The following is a 16781-nucleotide window of genomic DNA, read 5'->3' on the forward strand; positions in this document are numbered from 1 at the left end:
CGTCTGGCCGGCAGCAGCGATAGAAGATGTGGGAGCGGGTCACCCGGTGGATTCGTCGCCTTGCCCGGGTGACCCGTTCCTGCAGACAAGCCGTCGAGCAGGCTGAAGGTCAGTTCTCAGAAGTAGTCGTGCAGTGTCGGCGCAGGGCCGGTGGCCGCGGTGCGCAGCAACTCGTCGGTGTCATCGTCTCCGCCGGTCAGGAAGCCGCTGCGGCGTAGCTGTTGCGGCGTCGCCGCGCCCGCGAACCAGGAAGCCAGACCGCGCGGCGTCAGCCGGACGGTGCCCGCGCCGCCGGGCTCCAGCCGGCCGTCCCCGCCGGAGAGCACCAGCCGGTGGCGGCCCTGGTGCCACGGGCAGACGTCGTCGGTCAGCTCCAGGTCGACCTCGCCGGTCAGGTGCCGCGGCCAGCCACGGGCAGCGACCGCGCCGGGCGCGTCGACGACACGCAGCATCCACGGCTGCGTGGACTCGGGTTTGGCGTCACCGCGTGCCAGCAGCGACCACACCGGATCGGCGGCGCCCAAACGGATCACGGTGGTCGGCGCGACGCTGGCCCAGCCGCCGAGCATCGCCAGCAGCGTACGCGTCGCCTCGGGCGTCAGCCCGATCAGATCGTCCACGGTGAGCTTGCCGGTCGCGTCGTAGCCGGGACCGCGGTCCCACCTGGCGTACCCGACGATGGTGCCGCTGTCGTCAACGGCGACGGTGTAGCCGTGGTAGTCGGCCAGCTGCTGCGCCGGGGTCGCCCCGAAGATGGGCCCGGAACGCTCCATCATGGCGGTGCTGGCCCGCGCCGCCTCGCGGTAGATCTCGCCGACGGCCGGGATGTCGGCCTCGGTCGCCGGCCGCAGTGTCGTGTGGGCATCGGGGCGAATTTCGGCCAGCACCCGGGTCGGCGCCGTGTGGTAGACCAGCGCGCCGACCTCCTCCCAGCCCAGTGCCCGATACGGTGCCGGGGTGGTGTCGAACAGCGTGCTGATCACCGCGCCCCGTTCCCGGGCGCCCTGCAGCAGCTGGGTCAGCACGAGCCGGCCCAGGCCCCGCCCACGCAGCTCGGGCGAGGTGGCCACGCTGGCCACGCCGCTGGTCGGCACGATCCGGCCGCCGAACCACTGGCCCTGCTCGCGGTCCACCGCCTTGGCGACGATCCGCCCGGCCGGGTCGAAGACACCGAGCGTCCGCCGGCCGGGGGAGTCTGAGGTCCAGCCTTCCGGCATGGGTTGCTCGTGGTACCCGAACGCGAGGCTCCCGAGGTCCCACGCGAGCTGCTGATCCTGCGGCCCGAGCAGCCTTACCTGGTACGTCACACCAGACATCCTGCCAGCAGCCCCGGTTATCGGACGCCTGTCCCCCCACGCGTCCCGCAATTCGGAGGGCGCGTGCAGCTCGGCATTGATCTTGATGTGGTCCACGGGCAGCATGGGGCCATGACCGACTGGCGTAACGATCGGATCGGCTCCGCCCTCCGCGGCGAGAATCCCACCGTGCTGGCACATCTGCCGGGCGGATTCGCGGTCATCGGAGACGTGCAGTGGCTGCCCGGATACTGCCTGCTGCTTGCCGATGACCCGCAGGTGCAGCGCCTGAGCGATCTTCAGCGATCGGCCCGATCAGCGTTCCTGGACAGCATGGACCGGCTGGGCGAGGCCGTCGAGCGCGCCTGCGCCGAGCGCGATCCGGCATTTCGCCGAGTGAACCTCGAGATCCTCGGCAACACCGATCCCTACCTGCACGCGCACATCTGGCCTCGATACGAGTGGGAACCGTCGAGTCTGGTCGGCATGCCCGTCTGGCTCTACCCGCCGGAGAACTGGCGTGATCCCACGACAGCCCTCGGCCCGCAACACGACGGGCTGCGCGCCGCGATCACCAGCCACCTCGCCGACGCGTGAGGAACAACGGCTGGCGGTTCGGCGGAGGCGGAGGTTCGGTGCTGTCTCTCACAGGGGGCTGAGAAGGAGTATGCGTGCGTGACATTCCCCGCATCGTCTGGACCCTCGCCGCCGGACGTTTCGTCAATGCCGCCGGCACTTTCATGTCCTTCTACCTGTTTCTGTACCTCACCGGCCCACGGCACCTGTCGATCGGCTACGCGGGTCTGATCAGCGGTGGTCTGGGCGCGGGCATGCTGGTCGGCAACTTCACCGGCGGCCGGTTCGGCGACCACTTCGGACACCGCCGGACACTACTGGTCGCGTCGGCTTTCGTCGGGCTGGGCACCCTGGCCGTCCCATGGCTGCCGTCGGCGGTTCTCGCGGTGGGCATGCCGCTGCTGGGCTACGCCGGCGCGACCGCGGGAGTGTCGCAGGGCGCGCTGGTCGCCCTCGCCGTGCCCGCCGGTGACCGCCGGCGTTCGGTGGCGGTCACCCGGGCGGCATTCAACGCCGGCTGCGTCATCGGGCCACCGCTGGGCGCGCTGCTCTCTGCGTACAACTTCACCTGGCTCTTCGTCATCGACGGCATCGTCACCCTGCTGGTGCGGGCGGCGACCGCGCGGTTGCTGCCCACCGAGGCGCCGCCGGCCCCGCGCGGCGTCCGGGCCCACGGCCTGTGGCGCAGCGTACGCGCGGACCGCGCCCTGCTGATCCTGCTGCCGGCGATCGTGGTCGTGGACATCGTCTACCGGCAGCTCTACTCGACCCTGCCGGTGTACCTCCGCGACCACGGGCAGCCCGTCGGCCTCTACGCGGCACTCATCGCCCTGGGCTCCGGGATGATCCTCATCCTGGAGATCCCCGCGACGATGGCGCTCCGCAGGCTGCCCGCGCTGAGCATCATCGGTGCCGGATACACCCTCGTCGGACTCGGCTTCGCGCTGTTCGGCCTCGGCACCGCCGTATGGCTGGCCATCGCCGCGATGATCGTGCTCACGGTGGGGGAGATCCTCTACAAGACGACCGCCACCGCGCACGTACTGGACGCCGCCCCGCCGCATCTGGTCGGCCAGTACCAGGGGCTCTACACCGGGGCAGCGACCAGCGGCAGCATGCTCGCCCCACCTGTCGGCGCATTCATCTACAGCGTCGCCCCCGCAGCGCTGTGGCCCGCGTGCGCCGCCGCCGCCATCGGAGCCGGCGTACTCGCCTGGCGTTCCGGACTGATCGCCACCCCGGCGCAGGAACAGGCGCCGCACGCCGCGCCCGAACCCGCACCGTAGTTCCTTCCGACACCGGGCTCTGGAAGCAACAACCCCTTGGGGTGCCGTTCAAACCTTGAGCGGGCGGGCTTGGAGCGGGCCATGAACGACCGAGCGCTGGGAGCTAGCCACGCTCTCGACCCGGCAGGGGTGCCCCGCGGAGGAACGCCTCGTATACGTCACGGACATCATCGTCGATCTCGGGTCGGATGTTGCTGTAGCGCGTGTCGGCCTGGTCACGGCGCGGCCCGGAAAGCCAGTATTCCTCGTGCGTTTCGACGTCGTAGAAGTTGGCGTCGAACATGCCCGGCCAGCGGCGGAGGGTCTTGTCGCGCCAGTAGGCCGTCTTCCAGCTCTTGTTGAAGCGCACACGGCTGATCCAAGCGGGTCCTTTGTCGGTGTCGTGCCCGGTTTTCACTGTACGAACATCACTCGCTCGGCCATGAAGATCATCGTCCGGCGGATCTCCTCGGCGCGCATCGCCATTACGCAGCGGCGCTTTGGCAGTCGCTTGGTCCTTGGCCTCGCTTGTTGAGCTCTGGAAACCGGTTGACGGCCACATGTGCGGTCCTTCAGCATGTGCCCATGATCTGAATCGCGTGAGGCCTGACGTGTGGACGCCTGCAGCCCGTTTGGGTGGGGCCGTGCGTCTCATGGGTGTGCCCGCGAGTCGTTCCTTCTTCTTCCCCGCAGTGCAGCCCCGAGGCTGCTGCGTGCGCCAGCATGTCTCCGAGGAGTTTGATGAGTTCTCCACGTGTTCCCGTTTTGTGGCTGTTTGGCCCGTCCGGGGTCGGCAAGACCACGGTTGCCCGCGAGATCGCGGCCCGGCTTGGCAGCTCAGGTGTCAAGGCCGCGCTCGTGGATACCGACATGATTGGGCTGTGCCGTCCGGAGAGCGCTGACGATCCGGAACACCACCGTCTCAAGGCGCGCAATCTCGCCGCGTTGTGGTCGGTCCTGCACGCCGCTGGGGCGCAGTGTCTGCTGCTGGCCGGCGGTGTCGAGCACGCCGGTCAGCTGGCCCTCTATGTCCACAACATCGCGGGCGCTGAGCTGACGGTGTGCCAGCTCAGCCTGGGCGAGGCCGACCACCGTGCTCGGATCATGGAACGCAACGGCCGGTCGGTGGCCTGGATCGACGATCTGATCGAGGAAGGAAAGGACTTGGACCACAACGATTTCACCGACGTGCGGGTCGATACCGGCGGGCTGTCGGTGGGTGAGTCGGCCGAGCGGATCCTGGATGCTGCCGGACGTTGGCCGGTGATCGCGTGAGCGCCGTGCCGATTCTGTGGCTGCACGACCCGACCGCCGGCGACGGCAAGTCCTGGGTGGGGTGGGAGCTGTTGATGCAGACGTCACAGGCGGGGGTCAAGACCGCCTACGTCGATCTGGAATATCTCGGTGTCTTCGAGCCGGCGCCGCAGCATGACCCCGGCAATCACCAGCTGAAGATCAAGCTGCTGGCCGCGCAATGGCCGGCGTATCAGGCCGCCGGTGTTCGGTGCCTGGTCGCGTTCACCGCGACCGGGGTCACGGGGGTCACCGACGCCCTCAGCGACGCCATCCCCGGGGCTGCGGTCACCACCTGCCGCACCGACACCGCCGAGACGGTGAACGACCTGCCCGATGACGCCGCGGCGGATCTGCACCTGGACATCACCGGGGTCGACGGCGACACGGTCGCCGAGCAGATCAGGGCGGCGGCCGGTAACTGGCCGTTCCGGGATCTGGGGCTCTGACGGTGTCTGATCTGAGGGCCCTGGGCATTCTGCTCATCACCGGGATGCCCGGGGCCGGGAAGTCGACGGTGTCCCGGCTGGTCGCCCAACGCCTGTCCCGCGCGGCCCGCGTCGACGGCGACACGGTCGGCGAGATGGTCCTCAGCGGACGGGTGAAGTTCTTCGAAGAGCCGGCCGACGAAGCCGCCCGTCAAACCGAGTTGACGCACCGTAACCTGTGCTCGCTGGCTGCCCACTTCTTCGATGCCGGCTTCACCCCGCTGATCGACGGGGTGATCTCGCAGCGCACCGAACTTGAGCGGTTCGTGAAGCTGCTCACCCCGCGTCCTGTGTTCCTGGTCGTCCTGGCGCCAGGCATCGACGTCTGCCGTCACCGCAACCGCGTGCGGGATCCCGCGGACAGGTTCGACTTCGACGGATACGGCGAACTGGACGCGCAGATGCGCAACGAACTCGGCGGCAGTGGCTGGTGGTTCGATACCTCCGGCCTCCGCGAGGATGAGACCGCTGATCTCCTGATCTCCGAAGCGGCCTGGCGAGCTCCGGTTTGTACGCCGTAGGACTACGTAGCGGACTCTGTCGCATGCCGTAGGTGCTTTGGAGGGACCGGATCGGACTGTCAACGGCTCTTCGGCGCTTCGCGGCCGAGAGTAAAGCGGGCCCCTGAATTGATCTTGGCGTGGCGAGACAGGCACTTACCTTGTGCTTTAACCTCCAGCTACGACCTGTCGTCGCTTCGGAGCAGTCCGCTGCGTCAGCAACGGCGACTGCAGCGAGTGTCGGCCGGCGCGCCGGGACGTGGGCAGAGACGAGACCAAGCGCGCGTTCTCTGTGGCATGTCCGTGCACCTGTTCAAGCCAGGTGTCAGGGCAACGGGTGCACGGGTGTTACCTGCCGCAGGTGGACGAGTATGTCCAGGGCTGCGGGTAGGTTGTCGACGGTGAGGTGTTCGACGGCGTCTCGGGCGGGGTCGTAGATGCCGCTGATCACGCGGACCGTCGCGGGTGCGTTCCAGTAGCGGTGGAGGTCGGGGGTTCGCAGATCGAGCCAGAGTGCTGACTGGGCTGCTGCGCCGAGTCGGGCGTCGAGCCAGTCCGGCGCCGGTGCGGGGACGGCGGCGATGCCGAGGTCGCCGTGGTGGAAGCCGATTGCCGCGGCGACGTATCCGGGGCCGTACTGCTCGCGCAGCACGGTGCCGACGGTGAGTTGAGGGCCGTGCGTGGGTGCCATGCCGAGGGTCACCGGCGTTGCCGTGGTGTGCGCGATGCTGTCCCAATAGGCTACGCGGACGCCGGTCCGCCGCTGGTGGCTGGCAATCGCTGCGGCCCAGGTGCGGGCGTCTCCTGCGTAGTCGTCGCGTCCCGCGACGCTGCGTTCGTGGAAGTCGGCGATGCGGCGCATCAGCGGCAAGATGTCCTGGTCCGGTAGTTGTTCGACGATGGCGAGCGCGTCGCGGGCGTGTTCGGCGAAGGGTCGGCCCGGGTGGGTGCCGCGCGCGCGTTGTACGTGTTCGTCGGTCTGGTGTGCGGTGCGGATGGGTTCTAGGTGGGCGGCGAGCACAGCCAACCGGCGTGGGGCAGCGTCACGAACGTGGTCGAGCACGGTGTCGTAGTCCGCGGGTCGTGCCTGGGCGGGCTTCACACCGAAAATCCGGATCGAGCGGTCCGGATGATCGTGGTTAAAGGAGCGGATCCAGTCGAGTGCCGTGGCCATCTCCGCGGTACGCCATGGGCGCCAGGCGTCGGCCAGTGCCGCTGCGGCGGTTCCGGCTGCGCCGGTGACGTACGTGTCGAGCGCCGCGGCGGCGCGGGCGTCGTCCTGCACGGCGAGCGCCCGGAAGCCATGCCGCCGGGCCAGACGGCGGAAGAGTTGCTCGCGTACTCCGAAGGTTTGGTGGGCGAATCTGGTGGACTCGCCGAGCCCGGCGATCGTCGCGCCGGCGCCGATCGCGTCCGCCAGCTTGTCGAGCGCCCCGTTGGACAGTGGGTCGGCCAAGCTGGTCATGCCGCGGTCCCGACGCGAACCGGGGTCAGTGCACGCGACCAGACCACCACGTCGTCCAGCATGGCCGTGAGGGTCTGGCGCTGGTGAGGGCCGGGTTCGAACTCGCCCGGTTCGGTGGCGTCGGAGAACGTGAAGTCATGGTGCAGTGACAACGCCACCTGCGTGCGGACGGTGGCGACCCGCAGTTCGGCCAGGATGAGCCGTAGGTGCTCGATCGCGCGCGCGGCGCCGTGCAGGCCGTAGCCGACGAAGCCGGCCGCCTTGTTGTTCCATTCGGCGTAGAGGAAGTCCAGAGCGTTCTTCAGCGCGGCTGGGATCGAATGGTTGTACTCCGGTGTCACGAACACGAAGCCGTCGAAGCGGGCGACGGTCTGGGCCCAGTGGACGGTATGCGCGTTGCCGTATCGGCCGAACAGAGCCGGTTGCGGCTCGTCGAGCATCGGCAGAGCAAAGTCGGCCAGATCGACGATGTCGAATCCCACCGCAGGATGTTCCCGCGCCGCCTCCGCGGCGACCCATTCGGCGACGAGGCGACCGCGGCGGCCGGGACGCGTGCTGCCGACGACGATACCGATCTGAACCATGACTACTCCCCAGGAATCAATTACACCGATCGGTGTAGACACTACTGCGATCGGTGTAGTTGATGCAAGCTCCGGTGCAACGGACTAGAGTTGATCGCCGTGACTGGCGGAAAGAAGGTCGTGGGTCAGCCCGACAAGCGTCGGGCCATCCTGGCCGGAGCGCTGAGACTCTTCGCCCGCGACGGCTACACCCGCGCCAGCCTGGACGCGATCGCCACCGAGGCGGGCGTTTCCAACCGCACCATCTACAACCACTTCACCGACAAGGCCGACCTGTTCCAGGCCGTGATCCACGACAGCACTGAGCGTGTCGCGAGCACGATGGTCGACATCATCGACCGCCACCTCAGCAAAGTTGTCAACCTCGAATCGGACCTGATCGACTTCGGGGTGGCCTGGCTCGGCGTCCTCACCTCCGACCTGGCCCCGCATTTCGCGCTCATCCGCCAGATCAATGCCGAGAAGGAGCATGTCCCCGCCGCCGCACTGCAGCTCTGGCGGCGAACCGGCCCGGAGCGCACCCGCCACGAGCTGGCCCAACGCCTGTGTCGCATCGCCGAGCACGCTGAGCTGACGATGGACGACCCCACCCGCGCGGCGGGGCATCTGATGCTGCTCATCTCCGCCGACAATCTCATCGACCCTGATGACCTGCACGACCAGCGTGAGACCAAAGCGATGATCACCGCTGGAGTGCAGGCCTTCCTGCACGGTTACGAGCGCCAGGCCATGCGCTGACCCCTAACGGACACGGCGCAGGGACTGTCTCGGTTCCCGGTTCTGGCGCGAGAAGCGTGATCGATGCCCGACGATGACTCCCGCGACGCTGCCGAGTCAGGACGGGTTCGGCATTGGCTCATCCATGAGGTCCAGTTCCACCAGGCGGGCGATCAACATCTGGATCGCGGAGGCACATCGACCTGCGTCTAGGGCGGTGAACCATGCCACTTCCGCGATCTCGCCGATCGCTACCGGCGCTGCGTCACTCGGGCCAGTGAAGCAGACGAGCCGGACGTCGGTATCTGGTCGGCCGTACGCGGCGGTGACGATCTCAGTGAGCAGCGTCAGATCGTCCGTGTGCAGATCGATGCCGACTTCCTCGGCGACCTCACGGACCGTGGCTTCCTCCAGCGTTTCGCCAGGCTCCGGCACGCCACCGGGGAGGAAGTACACATCTTGGCCGTGCGGCCGCACGACAAGCAGCCGTCGGTGACGGATGCAGACCCACGTCGCCGCGGTCACAACTGAGGCTGACACAACCCCGACCCTACGGCTGGCCCGCAGTGATGATCAATCACGCTTTTCGCGCCAGAGCCCCGTTCCCACGACCGAAGCCAGCATGCCGAAGACGACGTCACGCTCCCTGGTGTCCTTTGCCATCGAGGTGTGTCCCTCGTTCCAGCGAACTTTGTTCCCGTGAGGGTTTGTGCCATCGAACTCTGTCCGCTGGGTTGAAACGATCGGCTGCTGAGCGGGCGGGTCGAGGCTGAAGGGGATGGTTTCGGCGCGGCGGCTCGAGGCGGCGACGGCCGAGCCACCCTGTTCAGCGGACGTCACCCGGCCACCATGAGGATCAGGGCGTGCCGAAGGTGACACGGCTGATGACCTCGGCGATGCAGGCCAAACGTTCCCGCGCGTCCACCTCGACGGTGACCTTCTGGGTGGTGGTCACCTGCAGTGCATCGCCGGCGTCGGAGACGCCGTCGAGGTGGGTGGTGCAGCGGATTCGGGATCCCACTCGCACCGGGTGCACGAAACGTACGCGATTAGATCCGTAATTGACCGCCGCGACCGCGCCTTCGAGGCGGTAGGTCTCCCATGCGAAGCGTGGCAGGAGCGCCAAGGTCAGGTAACCGTGGGCAATCGTCGACCCGAACGGCCCGTCCGCGGCCCTGGCTTGATCGACATGGATCCACTGGTAGTCGTCGGTGGCTTTTGCGAAGAGGTCGATGCGATCCTGATCGATGGTCAGCCACTCGCTCGTGCCGAGACTGGTGCCTGCGGCGGCGCGGAGCTCATCGGCACTACCGAAGATCTTCATGCCGCCAGTCTCGCGCATCGGCGCGATCCTTCCACCGGTGCGGTGCAACACAGGCGAATGAGCAGAATCGACCGGCATCGGCTCGCCTTGGATCAGACCGAGGGAGGGACTGGATGCACGGTTGTGGGCCTGCCCCGCTTTGACGGACATCCGAGATCAGGAGCCTGGTCGGCTCCGGGAGGATGTCCAGCATCATGGAGAGCATGGGTAAGAAACGGCCTCGGCCTCGTCGGTCGTTCACGCCGGAGTTCAAGGCCGAGATCGTCGAGTTGTGTCAGCGCGGGGACCGCACGATTCGGCAGGTCAGTCAGGATTTCGATCTGACCGAGACCGCGGTGCGGGACTGGGTCAAGCAGGCTGACCTCGACACCGGGGCCCGCACTGACGGGCTGACCTCGGATGAGCGGGCCGAACTCGCCGCGCTGCGGCGGGAGAACCGTAGGTTGCGCGAGGACGTTGACATTCTCAAGCGGGCCACGGCTTTCTTCGCCAACGAGACCCGGTGAACGTGTACCCGTTCATCGAGGCGGAGCAGGCCGGCAAGCACAACGTCAAGCGTGCGTGCGAGCTGATGCAGGTCTCCCGGTCCGCCTACTACCAGCACACCAGCGACCAGCAGAGCGACCGGGACCGCGTCGACCAGGTACTGGTCGAGAAGATCACCGTCGTGCACGCCCAATCTCGGGGCACGTACGGAGCGCCGCGGGTCCACGCCGAGCTCGCCGCCCACGGGCTACGGCACGGCCGTAAACGCGTCGCCCGGCTGATGCGCACCGCTGGAATCCGGGGCAGATGTCCGCGCCGGTGGCGGACCACCACCATCGCGGATCCGGCCGCGGCAGCCCGGCCCGACCTGGTGCAACGCGACTTCGCCACCGACCCGGCCGCGATAGATAGCCGCTGGTGCGGCGACATCACCTACATCAACACGTGGCAGGGCTGGCTGTATCTGGCCACCGTCATCGATCTGGCCTCACGCCGGGTCGTGGGCTGGGCCGTCGCCGACCACCTCAAGACCGACCTCGTCGACGCCGCCCTGACCGACGCCCTGACCCGGCGTCGACCCGCCCGTGGGCTGGTGTTCCACGCCGACCGCGGCTGCCAATACACCAGCGCTCAGCATGCCCGCCTCGCCGCACGGCACGAGGTACGGCTCTCGAACAGCAGGCGAGGGCAATGCTGGGACAACGCGGTCGCCGAGTCGTTCTTCGCCACCATCAAGACCGAGCTGCTGCACCGACAGCCGTGGCCCACCCACGCCGCAGCCCGACAAGCAATCTTCGAATACGTCGAAGGCTGGTACAACACCCGCCGCCGGCACTCGACCCTCGGCTACCTCAGCCCCGCCGAATACGAAGCGACCCACTGCCATCAACCAGCAGCCCAGGCCGCCTAGATAAGATCAACACATCGACCCTGTCCGCTGAAACGGGTCAAGCCCATTGATCAACGCAATCGGCTGGACTACGCCAGGAGCGACCTTCCTGAGCAGGGTGTCCAGGGCGGCGCGAGGCGCGCCGCTGCCCCCTTCGCGGACAAGCTTCGATGGCAAGGATCCCGTCTGGAACATGATCCAATGACGCGGACAAACTTCGTTGGCAACGGACACCTGGCCGAGCGCATCCGCTCCTCGGCAAATCCGTGTACTCGTCGGACGGCCCCGCGCCGTGGCGGCTGTGACTCGGCGTAACCCGGTCCGGTGTGTGGTGACGGGGCTGCGCCAGCCGCGTCCGGGCCGTATCGATGCTCGTTGTGTCAGTCATGGCGGGCCAACCGGAGACACTCGATGTGCTGGCGGGTTTCCGTGAACAGTTCTACCGAGGCCTGAGCCGGCGGGCGAACGCGTTGTTCGAGCTGACCGAGGCGCTGTTGTGCACCGACGGGCCAGTTCCCTCGCACCGGAGCACCGACGTGGCCACGGCGCCTTGTATGACGCGCTCAGCCGCGATTCTTGATGACGGCCTCGCCTGCGTTTGCGGCAGCTTGGTAGAAGCGCTTCAACTCGTCGAAAACCTCCCATAGCGGGCTGGCTTCGGGCGTATCCGGGCCGGGATCCCAGCTGGCGAACGAGTACACGCAGAGGTCGCCGTCGGTCCTCATCCTCGGCAGCCGTGTAGCGAGCAGCTCACCGAACGGCACCGCGTCGAGGTACGCCGCCACCGCGACGACATCGGCGGGAGCCAGCAGCGTCATGGTGCCGGCCCCGCTGCTCCACTCCAGCCGGACGCTGCCGTCCTCAACGACGTAGGTGGCGGGCGGCTGCCCACCGCTCTCCTGCCCGGTGAGCAGGACGTGCAGCGTGTGCCAGGCCCGATGGGTGTGGATCTGCTCGGTCGGGCGGATCTCGGAATCGTCGTCCCAGAAGATGTCGATTGCCCGCCTGGCCGGGTCCGGGCTGGCGGCGATCACCGTCATTCCGTCTGCGGGAATTCGGGCCAGCCACGTCCAGATGCCCACCGGGTTCCTCACGTCGTCACCAGGATGACCGCGGCCGGTCGTTGCCCCGGGCGGCGATGCGCCAGAACCGTACCTTCCCTGGCCTGGCCGGGTGCCAGCGGCGGGCAGGTTCTGGTCGGACCGGCCCGAGGCAGGTGGCCGCTGTGTCGACACCGACGAGCAATCGCGGTCGCAATTCGGCTCTCACGAACGAAGCCACAGGACCGACCACATTAGGATGCCGGCAGGTCGGGACCTGACGGAGGCTACGGATGCGCGCGGGGAAGCTCTGGTGGCGTGTCGCCGTGACGGCGGCCGTGATTCCGGTCCTTGGTGTCGTCGAGTTCGCGTTCGGCCGGCCCTTCTGGCTCGGCGTGATCCAGGGTTCGATCGTCGCGGGTCTCCTCTGGCTGGGCACCTACCGGCGTGCCGGGGCGCAGGCTGCCTCCGAGCAGCAGGCTTCGACCGGGTCCGCCGAGCGTGGCGGCGCTGGAAAGCCGGGCTGCGAAGGATAGGACTTCGGTCTTGTGCTGCGTTGCATCCACTGCTCGACGTTCGAGCTGGTCCGCTTCGCAGTACTTCGCTCTTGTCGGTGGTGCTGAGCACGGCGAGCGTGGCCGGAACTCACGCCAAGCCGGCGAGTACGTGGACGCTGACGGCCACGAACGGACGCTGGTTGACGATGCGATGTCGCCCAGGCGTGAGCAGACGACCGAATCCTGACCGAAGCTGGTGAATGGCGGCAGGTTCACCGTCGTCGTGCGGCTGGACCAGCTCGACCAACTCGCCGCGCATGACATGCACGGCGCCGGCTCCATCATGCGCGTGGAAATGAGTTCCCTGCCCCGGAAGCCAGGTCGTCAGCCACACCTCGTACTCGGGGAGGTCGACGAGTCGAACCGACCAGCGCCTCCCGGGACGAAACCGTGGTGCGACCGGCCACTCGTACGGCTCCGCAGCGAACCTATGGGCGATCGCCAGGCAGTCAATCCGGGACGCCGATGTCATCGCCGCCCCCTGGGCCCGGTTCCACGTCGGTCATCTGCGTTCCCGAAATCCCGGGGTTCTGTTCCGGCCAGGGCGACGATGTCCGGACCGGCGGAACCGTTCATGTTCTTCCTGCTGCGACCCTTTTCACTGGTCTCCTGCACCGTCGCCCATCCTTTCGATTCCGCGCCAAGTGACGTGATCCTCGGTCCCACGGACAGGGATCGCGCGACTCTGTGACCCGCCCGGCGGCGAGAGCTTCGGGTTGATCGATCCCGGGTCTCGGCCGACCGGTCTGCAACGAGGATGCTCGCGGAGTTTGGTGCCTTCCTCTACCTGTCGGCCCGGACCCCTATGCCATTGGGGGGAGATTTGGGTTCCCGGCGGGGGCCCAGCCTGCGCCGATGTTCGTGGCGACTGGTCGCTCGTGTTCCGCATGTCGCAGGGCGTGGGCTGCGCCTGCGACCGCCGATGTCCGACCTGTGGTCATGTCGGGTGGCCGGTGCTCTACCGAATGGGAGAGGCAGTCGAGTCATCGGATAGATGAGTGGTGTCGCGGCATCTGCCATCCTCCTCGTGGATGACTTGCCCCGCGCATACCGAAACTGCGCCCATTTCTTGGTCCTGATCATTGGGCATTCCCGAATACTGATGATCCCCGTGCCGATCGGTTCGGGGCATGTGGCGTTCCACATATTTCTGGTGTCAAAAAAAAGATTTGCAGATCGTTGAACCAAACGTTTGGCGTCGGCCGTATAACCGGCCAGTGGCAATGCAAATCAAGCCAAGTGTGAGGGATGTGAAACCATGCGCACAGGCAGGACGAGAAAGCCAATCAAGATTGCCGTCATCGTGGCCGTCGCGGCGGCTACCGGGGCAGTAGCCAGCATTCCGGCAATCAGCTCTGCGGGAGAGAACGGTGGTGCCGGGCGGAACAACTGCGTCCTCCGGCCGGTCGGCGCGAACGGCGCGGGCGCCCGCAACAACCAGGGTGCCCAAGCTGGACAGGGCGGTGCCGGCGGGCAGCGCGGGCAGGCCACGGGGGCCAACCAGGGCAACGGGAACAATCAGCAAGGCGGAGGCAACAATCAGAAGGGCAATGGGAACGACCAGCAGGGCAACGGGAACCAGCGTGGCAACGCGGGACAAAATCAAGGGCAGGGCAACGACCAGGCGCGGCAACGCGCGAACGCGGCGCGGCAGGCCTTCTTCGCGCAGTTGAAGCGGTTCCGTGCGGCTCGGGCTCAGGCGCAGGCGGCAGTGCAAGCCTTCCGGAAGGCGCAGCGCAACGCTGCGGCGAACCCGGGTGACGCGGCGGCTCAGCAGGCGGTTCAGAACACCAAGGCCGCGGCCCAGGCGGCAATCGCGCGGTTCCGGAGCGAGCGGGCCGCGGCCCTCCGCGCGCTGCGTCAGGCCCGCCAGGCGGTGGCCCAGAACCAGAACGGCCAGAACCAGAACGGCCAGAACCAGAACGGCCAGAACCAGAACGGCCAGAACCAGAACGGCCAGAACCAGAACGGCCAGAACCAGAACGGCCAGAACCAGAACGGCCAGAACCAGAACGGCCAGAACCAGAACGGCCAGAACCAGAACGGCCAGAACCAGAACGGCCAGAACCAGAACGGCCAGAACCAGAACGGCCAGAACCAGAACGGCCAGAACCAGAACGGCCAGAACCAGAACGGCCAGAACCAGAACGGCCAGAACCAGAACGGCCAGAACCAGAACGGCCAGAACCAGAACGGCCAGAACCAGAACGGCCAGAACCAGAACGGCCAGAACCAGAACGGCCAGAACCAGAACGGCCAGAACCAGAACGGCCAGAACCAGAACGGCCAGCGTCGCTGCAACGGCCAGTCCCAGAACAACCGAAACCAGAACAATGGCGCCCAGAACGCCGGGAACAATGGCCAGGGCAACAACCATGGTAGCCAGAACCAGGGCAGTCAGGCGGGAAGCGGGAACCGTACCGACTCCGCCGGCGCGGCGCAGACGATGGATGATCTTGAACGAGCCGCGGACACCGACGGTCTGCGCAATGTCACCTCCCCTGACATTGATGCGGGTCGCCGATAACGGGCGGCGTCAGGGGCCGGATACCGCCGGGCGGTTCGCCCGGCGGTATCCGGCGGCCCGATCCGCGTACGGTCAACAGGCAACGATGGTCATGTCGGATGAACCATCGAACCGGCTGCTCCCGTATTGACTGGCGTGAGGCGGATACTGGCTCAACGCGGTCCGGCGGTCGCGCGTGAGCTGGGTCTGGGCGTTCTGCTCGCCGCAATCATCTGGGGGTCGGCGCGGCTGTCGTCCGACCCGGCATGGACGTTCATCGAATGTGCGCCCGAATCGCCCCTGATCTGGGCGCCCATGAGCGGTGCAGTCGTTCTGGTGCTTCTCGGCGCGAAATATCCGTCGGTGTCCCTCGTCGGTGCCGCCGGACTGTTCGGTGTCTGGCCGGTGTCCGGCTGCCTGTTGGCGCTCACTGCATTCCGGGCCGCCGCGGAATCCCGGCCGACACGCCGGCTGGCCGCATTCGGCTTGGCCGTCGTCGCCGACTTCGGCGCGGCCTTTGCCTCCGCCCAGTACGGCTGGTCGATCGTCGCTGTCGGTCACGCCGTGGCTCTGATCGTCTGCCTTGGACTACCGGTCGGCGTGCAGCTGTTGCTGGGCAAGGCGGATCGGCTTGTCGGTGCCCTACGCGAGCGCGCCCATTACCTCGAGGAGAACTACCGGCTGGCGCATTCGGCGGCACGACTGCAGGAACGCTCCCGCATCGCTCAGGAGATGCACGACGAGCTCGGTCACCGGCTGAGTCTCATCGCCCTGCACGCCGGCGCGCTGGAGCTCGCCACGGCACAGCAGGCCCCCGCCGGAGCCGACCAGGCCCGCCTGATCCGTAGCACGGTGCAGTCGGCGATGCGGGAGCTGCGTACGTCGCTGGGCATCCTGCGCGCCGCAGAGCCGGTGGAGGCGCAACTGCGGCCAGTGCAGGAGACCGGCACTCAGGCCGACCTGGCCCGGTTGGTGGACGAATCACGCTCGGCAGGGGTGCCGGTCGACCTGACCTGGCACGGGGACGATCTCAGCGGTGTCGCCCTGCCCGTCCGGCAGGCGGCGCACCGGTTGGTGCGGGAGAGCCTGACGAACATTCATCGGCATGCGCCCGGGGCCGCGGCGACCGTGCAGATCGATCGCAGTCGCGACCGGATCCGGATCCTGATCGGCAACGGCCGGCCGTCGGCGCCGGCACCCGCGGTCCGGGGCACCCGGCGTGGCCTGGTTGGCGTGCAGGAGCGGGTGCGTCTGCTTAACGGGGATTTCGCCGCCGGACCGACGCCCGACGGCGGTTTTCAGGTGCGGGCCGAACTTCCCCTGACGGACGTTCCCGTGACCGGCGGACCGGAGGAAGCCCTGCCGGCGGGGAACCCGGGCAGGACCGCGCCGCCGTTCCTCGGCCCTCGGCACGCCCGCGGCGGGCTGCGACGGCTCCGGGATGCCCGTGGCGTCGCGGCGGTTCTGGCCGCGGGTTTGCTCGGCGTACCCGCGCTCGTCTCGGTCGTGCTCGACGCGGCATCGATCCTGGTGCCGGGCACCGACCCGTACGATTCGCCGGAGGAACCCGTCCGCATCGGCATGACCCAAGCCGACGTGATGTCGGCCATCGGCGAGGACGATCCGGTTGCCCGGCTGGCCGCCAAGGCGATCGAGACGCGCCCGCCGGCCGGGGCGGCGTGCGTGTACGCCCAGCAGTGGGACGACGTCGGGCGGATCATCCGGTACTGCTTCCAGGGCGACCGCCTGGTCGTCAAGGACGAGTTCCCCATCACCACAGGTTCGTGAGGCTGACA

The 16781-nt window shown here is 67.7% G+C and carries 20 protein-coding genes and 1 pseudogene; 12 read left to right on the forward strand and 9 right to left on the reverse strand.

The window, feature by feature from the left end; genetic code table 11:
• Positions 1-116 precede the first annotated feature (116 nt).
• Positions 117-1307 carry an enhanced intracellular survival protein Eis gene (eis, locus tag ACMCNK_RS00430; RefSeq protein WP_412734353.1) on the reverse strand — a complete coding sequence of 397 codons (1191 nt, stop codon included), beginning with the start codon at positions 1305-1307 and terminating at the stop codon, positions 117-119.
• A gap of 120 nt (positions 1308-1427) precedes the next feature.
• Between eis and ACMCNK_RS00435 the strand changes: the two genes are divergently transcribed.
• Together ACMCNK_RS00435 and ACMCNK_RS00440 are read left to right on the forward strand one after the other, a co-directional pair.
• Entirely contained in the window at positions 1428-1892 is a 465-nt protein-coding gene (locus ACMCNK_RS00435) for an HIT family protein (RefSeq protein ID WP_412734354.1), read from the forward strand.
• 74 nt (positions 1893-1966) lie between these two features.
• Entirely contained in the window at positions 1967-3157 is a 1191-nt protein-coding gene (locus ACMCNK_RS00440) for an MFS transporter (protein ID WP_412734355.1), read from the forward strand.
• Between the two features lie 103 nt (positions 3158-3260).
• On the opposite strand, the gene ACMCNK_RS00445 is transcribed toward ACMCNK_RS00440, so the two are convergent.
• Positions 3261-3698 (reverse strand): hypothetical protein, encoded by a 438-nt coding sequence (locus ACMCNK_RS00445; RefSeq protein WP_412734356.1) that lies wholly within the window; start codon positions 3696-3698, stop codon positions 3261-3263.
• A gap of 179 nt (positions 3699-3877) precedes the next feature.
• Here ACMCNK_RS00445 and ACMCNK_RS00450 point away from each other — a divergent pair, with 179 nt between their 5' ends.
• The 3 genes from ACMCNK_RS00450 to ACMCNK_RS00460 are packed head-to-tail and all read left to right on the forward strand — an operon-like array spanning position 3878 to position 5438.
• Complete coding sequence (locus tag ACMCNK_RS00450) at positions 3878-4411, forward strand: AAA family ATPase (RefSeq protein WP_412734357.1); 534 nt, start codon at positions 3878-3880, stop codon at positions 4409-4411.
• On the forward strand, positions 4408-4878 hold the full coding sequence (locus ACMCNK_RS00455; protein WP_412734358.1) for a hypothetical protein: 471 nt from the start codon (positions 4408-4410) through the stop codon (positions 4876-4878). Before ACMCNK_RS00450 ends, ACMCNK_RS00455 begins: the two co-directional genes overlap by 4 nt.
• A 2-nt stretch (positions 4879-4880) precedes the next feature.
• Complete coding sequence (locus ACMCNK_RS00460) at positions 4881-5438, forward strand: AAA family ATPase (RefSeq protein WP_412734359.1); 558 nt, start codon at positions 4881-4883, stop codon at positions 5436-5438.
• A 304-nt stretch (positions 5439-5742) separates the two neighbouring features.
• On the opposite strand, the gene ACMCNK_RS00465 is transcribed toward ACMCNK_RS00460, so the two are convergent.
• A complete protein-coding gene (locus ACMCNK_RS00465) occupies positions 5743-6882 on the reverse strand; it encodes an erythromycin esterase family protein (RefSeq protein WP_412734360.1) in 1140 nt (379 codons plus the stop codon).
• On the reverse strand, positions 6879-7466 hold the full coding sequence (locus tag ACMCNK_RS00470; RefSeq protein WP_412734361.1) for an NADPH-dependent FMN reductase: 588 nt from the start codon (positions 7464-7466) through the stop codon (positions 6879-6881). The genes ACMCNK_RS00465 and ACMCNK_RS00470 overlap by 4 nt, the downstream gene beginning before the upstream one ends.
• A gap of 99 nt (positions 7467-7565) precedes the next feature.
• Here ACMCNK_RS00470 and ACMCNK_RS00475 point away from each other — a divergent pair, with 99 nt between their 5' ends.
• Complete coding sequence (locus ACMCNK_RS00475; protein WP_412734362.1) at positions 7566-8204, forward strand: TetR/AcrR family transcriptional regulator; 639 nt, start codon at positions 7566-7568, stop codon at positions 8202-8204.
• Between the two features lie 96 nt (positions 8205-8300).
• Here the strand turns inward: ACMCNK_RS00475 and ACMCNK_RS00480 are convergent, their stop codons facing one another.
• The 3 genes from ACMCNK_RS00480 to ACMCNK_RS00490 are packed head-to-tail and all read right to left on the reverse strand — an operon-like array spanning position 8301 to position 9525.
• Positions 8301-8708 carry an NUDIX hydrolase gene (locus ACMCNK_RS00480; RefSeq protein ID WP_412734363.1) on the reverse strand — a complete coding sequence of 136 codons (408 nt, stop codon included), beginning with the start codon at positions 8706-8708 and terminating at the stop codon, positions 8301-8303.
• A 48-nt stretch (positions 8709-8756) separates the two neighbouring features.
• The gene (locus ACMCNK_RS00485; protein WP_412734364.1) at positions 8757-9023 is read right to left on the reverse strand and encodes a hypothetical protein; all 267 of its coding nucleotides are present in this window, start codon (positions 9021-9023) and stop codon (positions 8757-8759) included.
• A 16-nt stretch (positions 9024-9039) separates the two neighbouring features.
• On the reverse strand, positions 9040-9525 hold the full coding sequence (locus ACMCNK_RS00490; protein WP_412734365.1) for a MaoC family dehydratase: 486 nt from the start codon (positions 9523-9525) through the stop codon (positions 9040-9042).
• A gap of 185 nt (positions 9526-9710) precedes the next feature.
• Here ACMCNK_RS00490 and ACMCNK_RS00495 point away from each other — a divergent pair, with 185 nt between their 5' ends.
• The 3 genes and pseudogenes from ACMCNK_RS00495 to ACMCNK_RS00505 form a co-directional block, all read left to right on the forward strand.
• Positions 9711-10013 (forward strand): transposase, encoded by a 303-nt coding sequence (locus ACMCNK_RS00495; RefSeq protein ID WP_412734366.1) that lies wholly within the window; start codon positions 9711-9713, stop codon positions 10011-10013.
• Positions 10010-10903, forward strand: a complete 894-nt coding sequence (locus tag ACMCNK_RS00500; RefSeq protein WP_412734367.1) for an IS3 family transposase — start codon at positions 10010-10012, stop codon at positions 10901-10903. The genes ACMCNK_RS00495 and ACMCNK_RS00500 overlap by 4 nt, the downstream gene beginning before the upstream one ends.
• A gap of 347 nt (positions 10904-11250) precedes the next feature.
• Positions 11251-11450 (forward strand): annotated as a pseudogene (locus ACMCNK_RS00505) (transposase); the annotation flags it as partial.
• Here the strand turns inward: ACMCNK_RS00505 and ACMCNK_RS00510 are convergent.
• Positions 11446-11922, reverse strand: coding sequence for a DUF1877 family protein (locus ACMCNK_RS00510; RefSeq protein ID WP_412740722.1), 477 nt, complete (start codon positions 11920-11922; stop codon positions 11446-11448). The pseudogene ACMCNK_RS00505 and the gene ACMCNK_RS00510 overlap by 5 nt on opposite strands.
• Before the next feature lie 293 nt (positions 11923-12215).
• Here ACMCNK_RS00510 and ACMCNK_RS00515 point away from each other — a divergent pair, with 293 nt between their 5' ends.
• Positions 12216-12458 carry a hypothetical protein gene (locus ACMCNK_RS00515; protein WP_412734368.1) on the forward strand — a complete coding sequence of 81 codons (243 nt, stop codon included), beginning with the start codon at positions 12216-12218 and terminating at the stop codon, positions 12456-12458.
• A gap of 109 nt (positions 12459-12567) precedes the next feature.
• On the opposite strand, the gene ACMCNK_RS00520 is transcribed toward ACMCNK_RS00515, so the two are convergent.
• Positions 12568-12951, reverse strand: coding sequence for a cysteine dioxygenase (locus ACMCNK_RS00520; protein ID WP_412734369.1), 384 nt, complete (start codon positions 12949-12951; stop codon positions 12568-12570).
• Positions 12952-13737: 786 nt separating this feature from the next.
• On the opposite strand from ACMCNK_RS00520, the gene ACMCNK_RS00525 reads away from it, so the two are divergent.
• Positions 13738-15006, forward strand: a complete 1269-nt coding sequence (locus ACMCNK_RS00525; RefSeq protein WP_412734370.1) for a hypothetical protein — start codon at positions 13738-13740, stop codon at positions 15004-15006.
• A 135-nt stretch (positions 15007-15141) separates the two neighbouring features.
• Positions 15142-16773: a histidine kinase gene (locus ACMCNK_RS00530; RefSeq protein ID WP_412734371.1), complete on the forward strand. Its 1632-nt coding sequence runs from the start codon at positions 15142-15144 to the stop codon at positions 16771-16773.
• The last annotated feature ends 8 nt before the right edge of the window (positions 16774-16781 follow it).

This window comes from Krasilnikovia sp. MM14-A1259, from assembly GCF_047159535.1.
Classification (GTDB): Bacteria; Actinomycetota; Actinomycetes; order Mycobacteriales; family Micromonosporaceae; genus Actinoplanes.

Excerpts from the sequence above, each read along its gene's own strand:
- ACMCNK_RS00435 (WP_412734354.1), top strand. The coding sequence starts at position 1,428 with ATGACCGACTGGCGTAACGATCGGATCGGCTCCGCCCTCCGCGGCGAG.
- ACMCNK_RS00445 (WP_412734356.1), bottom strand. The coding sequence starts at position 3,698 with ATGTGGCCGTCAACCGGTTTCCAGAGCTCAACAAGCGAGGCCAAGGAC.
- ACMCNK_RS00450 (WP_412734357.1), top strand. The coding sequence starts at position 3,878 with ATGAGTTCTCCACGTGTTCCCGTTTTGTGGCTGTTTGGCCCGTCCGGG.
- ACMCNK_RS00465 (WP_412734360.1), bottom strand. The coding sequence starts at position 6,882 with ATGACCAGCTTGGCCGACCCACTGTCCAACGGGGCGCTCGACAAGCTG.
- ACMCNK_RS00470 (WP_412734361.1), bottom strand. The coding sequence starts at position 7,466 with ATGGTTCAGATCGGTATCGTCGTCGGCAGCACGCGTCCCGGCCGCCGC.
- ACMCNK_RS00490 (WP_412734365.1), bottom strand. The coding sequence starts at position 9,525 with ATGCGCGAGACTGGCGGCATGAAGATCTTCGGTAGTGCCGATGAGCTC.
- ACMCNK_RS00495 (WP_412734366.1), top strand. The coding sequence starts at position 9,711 with ATGGGTAAGAAACGGCCTCGGCCTCGTCGGTCGTTCACGCCGGAGTTC.
- ACMCNK_RS00510 (WP_412740722.1), bottom strand. The coding sequence starts at position 11,922 with ATGACGGTGATCGCCGCCAGCCCGGACCCGGCCAGGCGGGCAATCGAC.
- ACMCNK_RS00515 (WP_412734368.1), top strand. The coding sequence starts at position 12,216 with ATGCGCGCGGGGAAGCTCTGGTGGCGTGTCGCCGTGACGGCGGCCGTG.
- ACMCNK_RS00520 (WP_412734369.1), bottom strand. The coding sequence starts at position 12,951 with ATGACATCGGCGTCCCGGATTGACTGCCTGGCGATCGCCCATAGGTTC.
- ACMCNK_RS00525 (WP_412734370.1), top strand. The coding sequence starts at position 13,738 with ATGCGCACAGGCAGGACGAGAAAGCCAATCAAGATTGCCGTCATCGTG.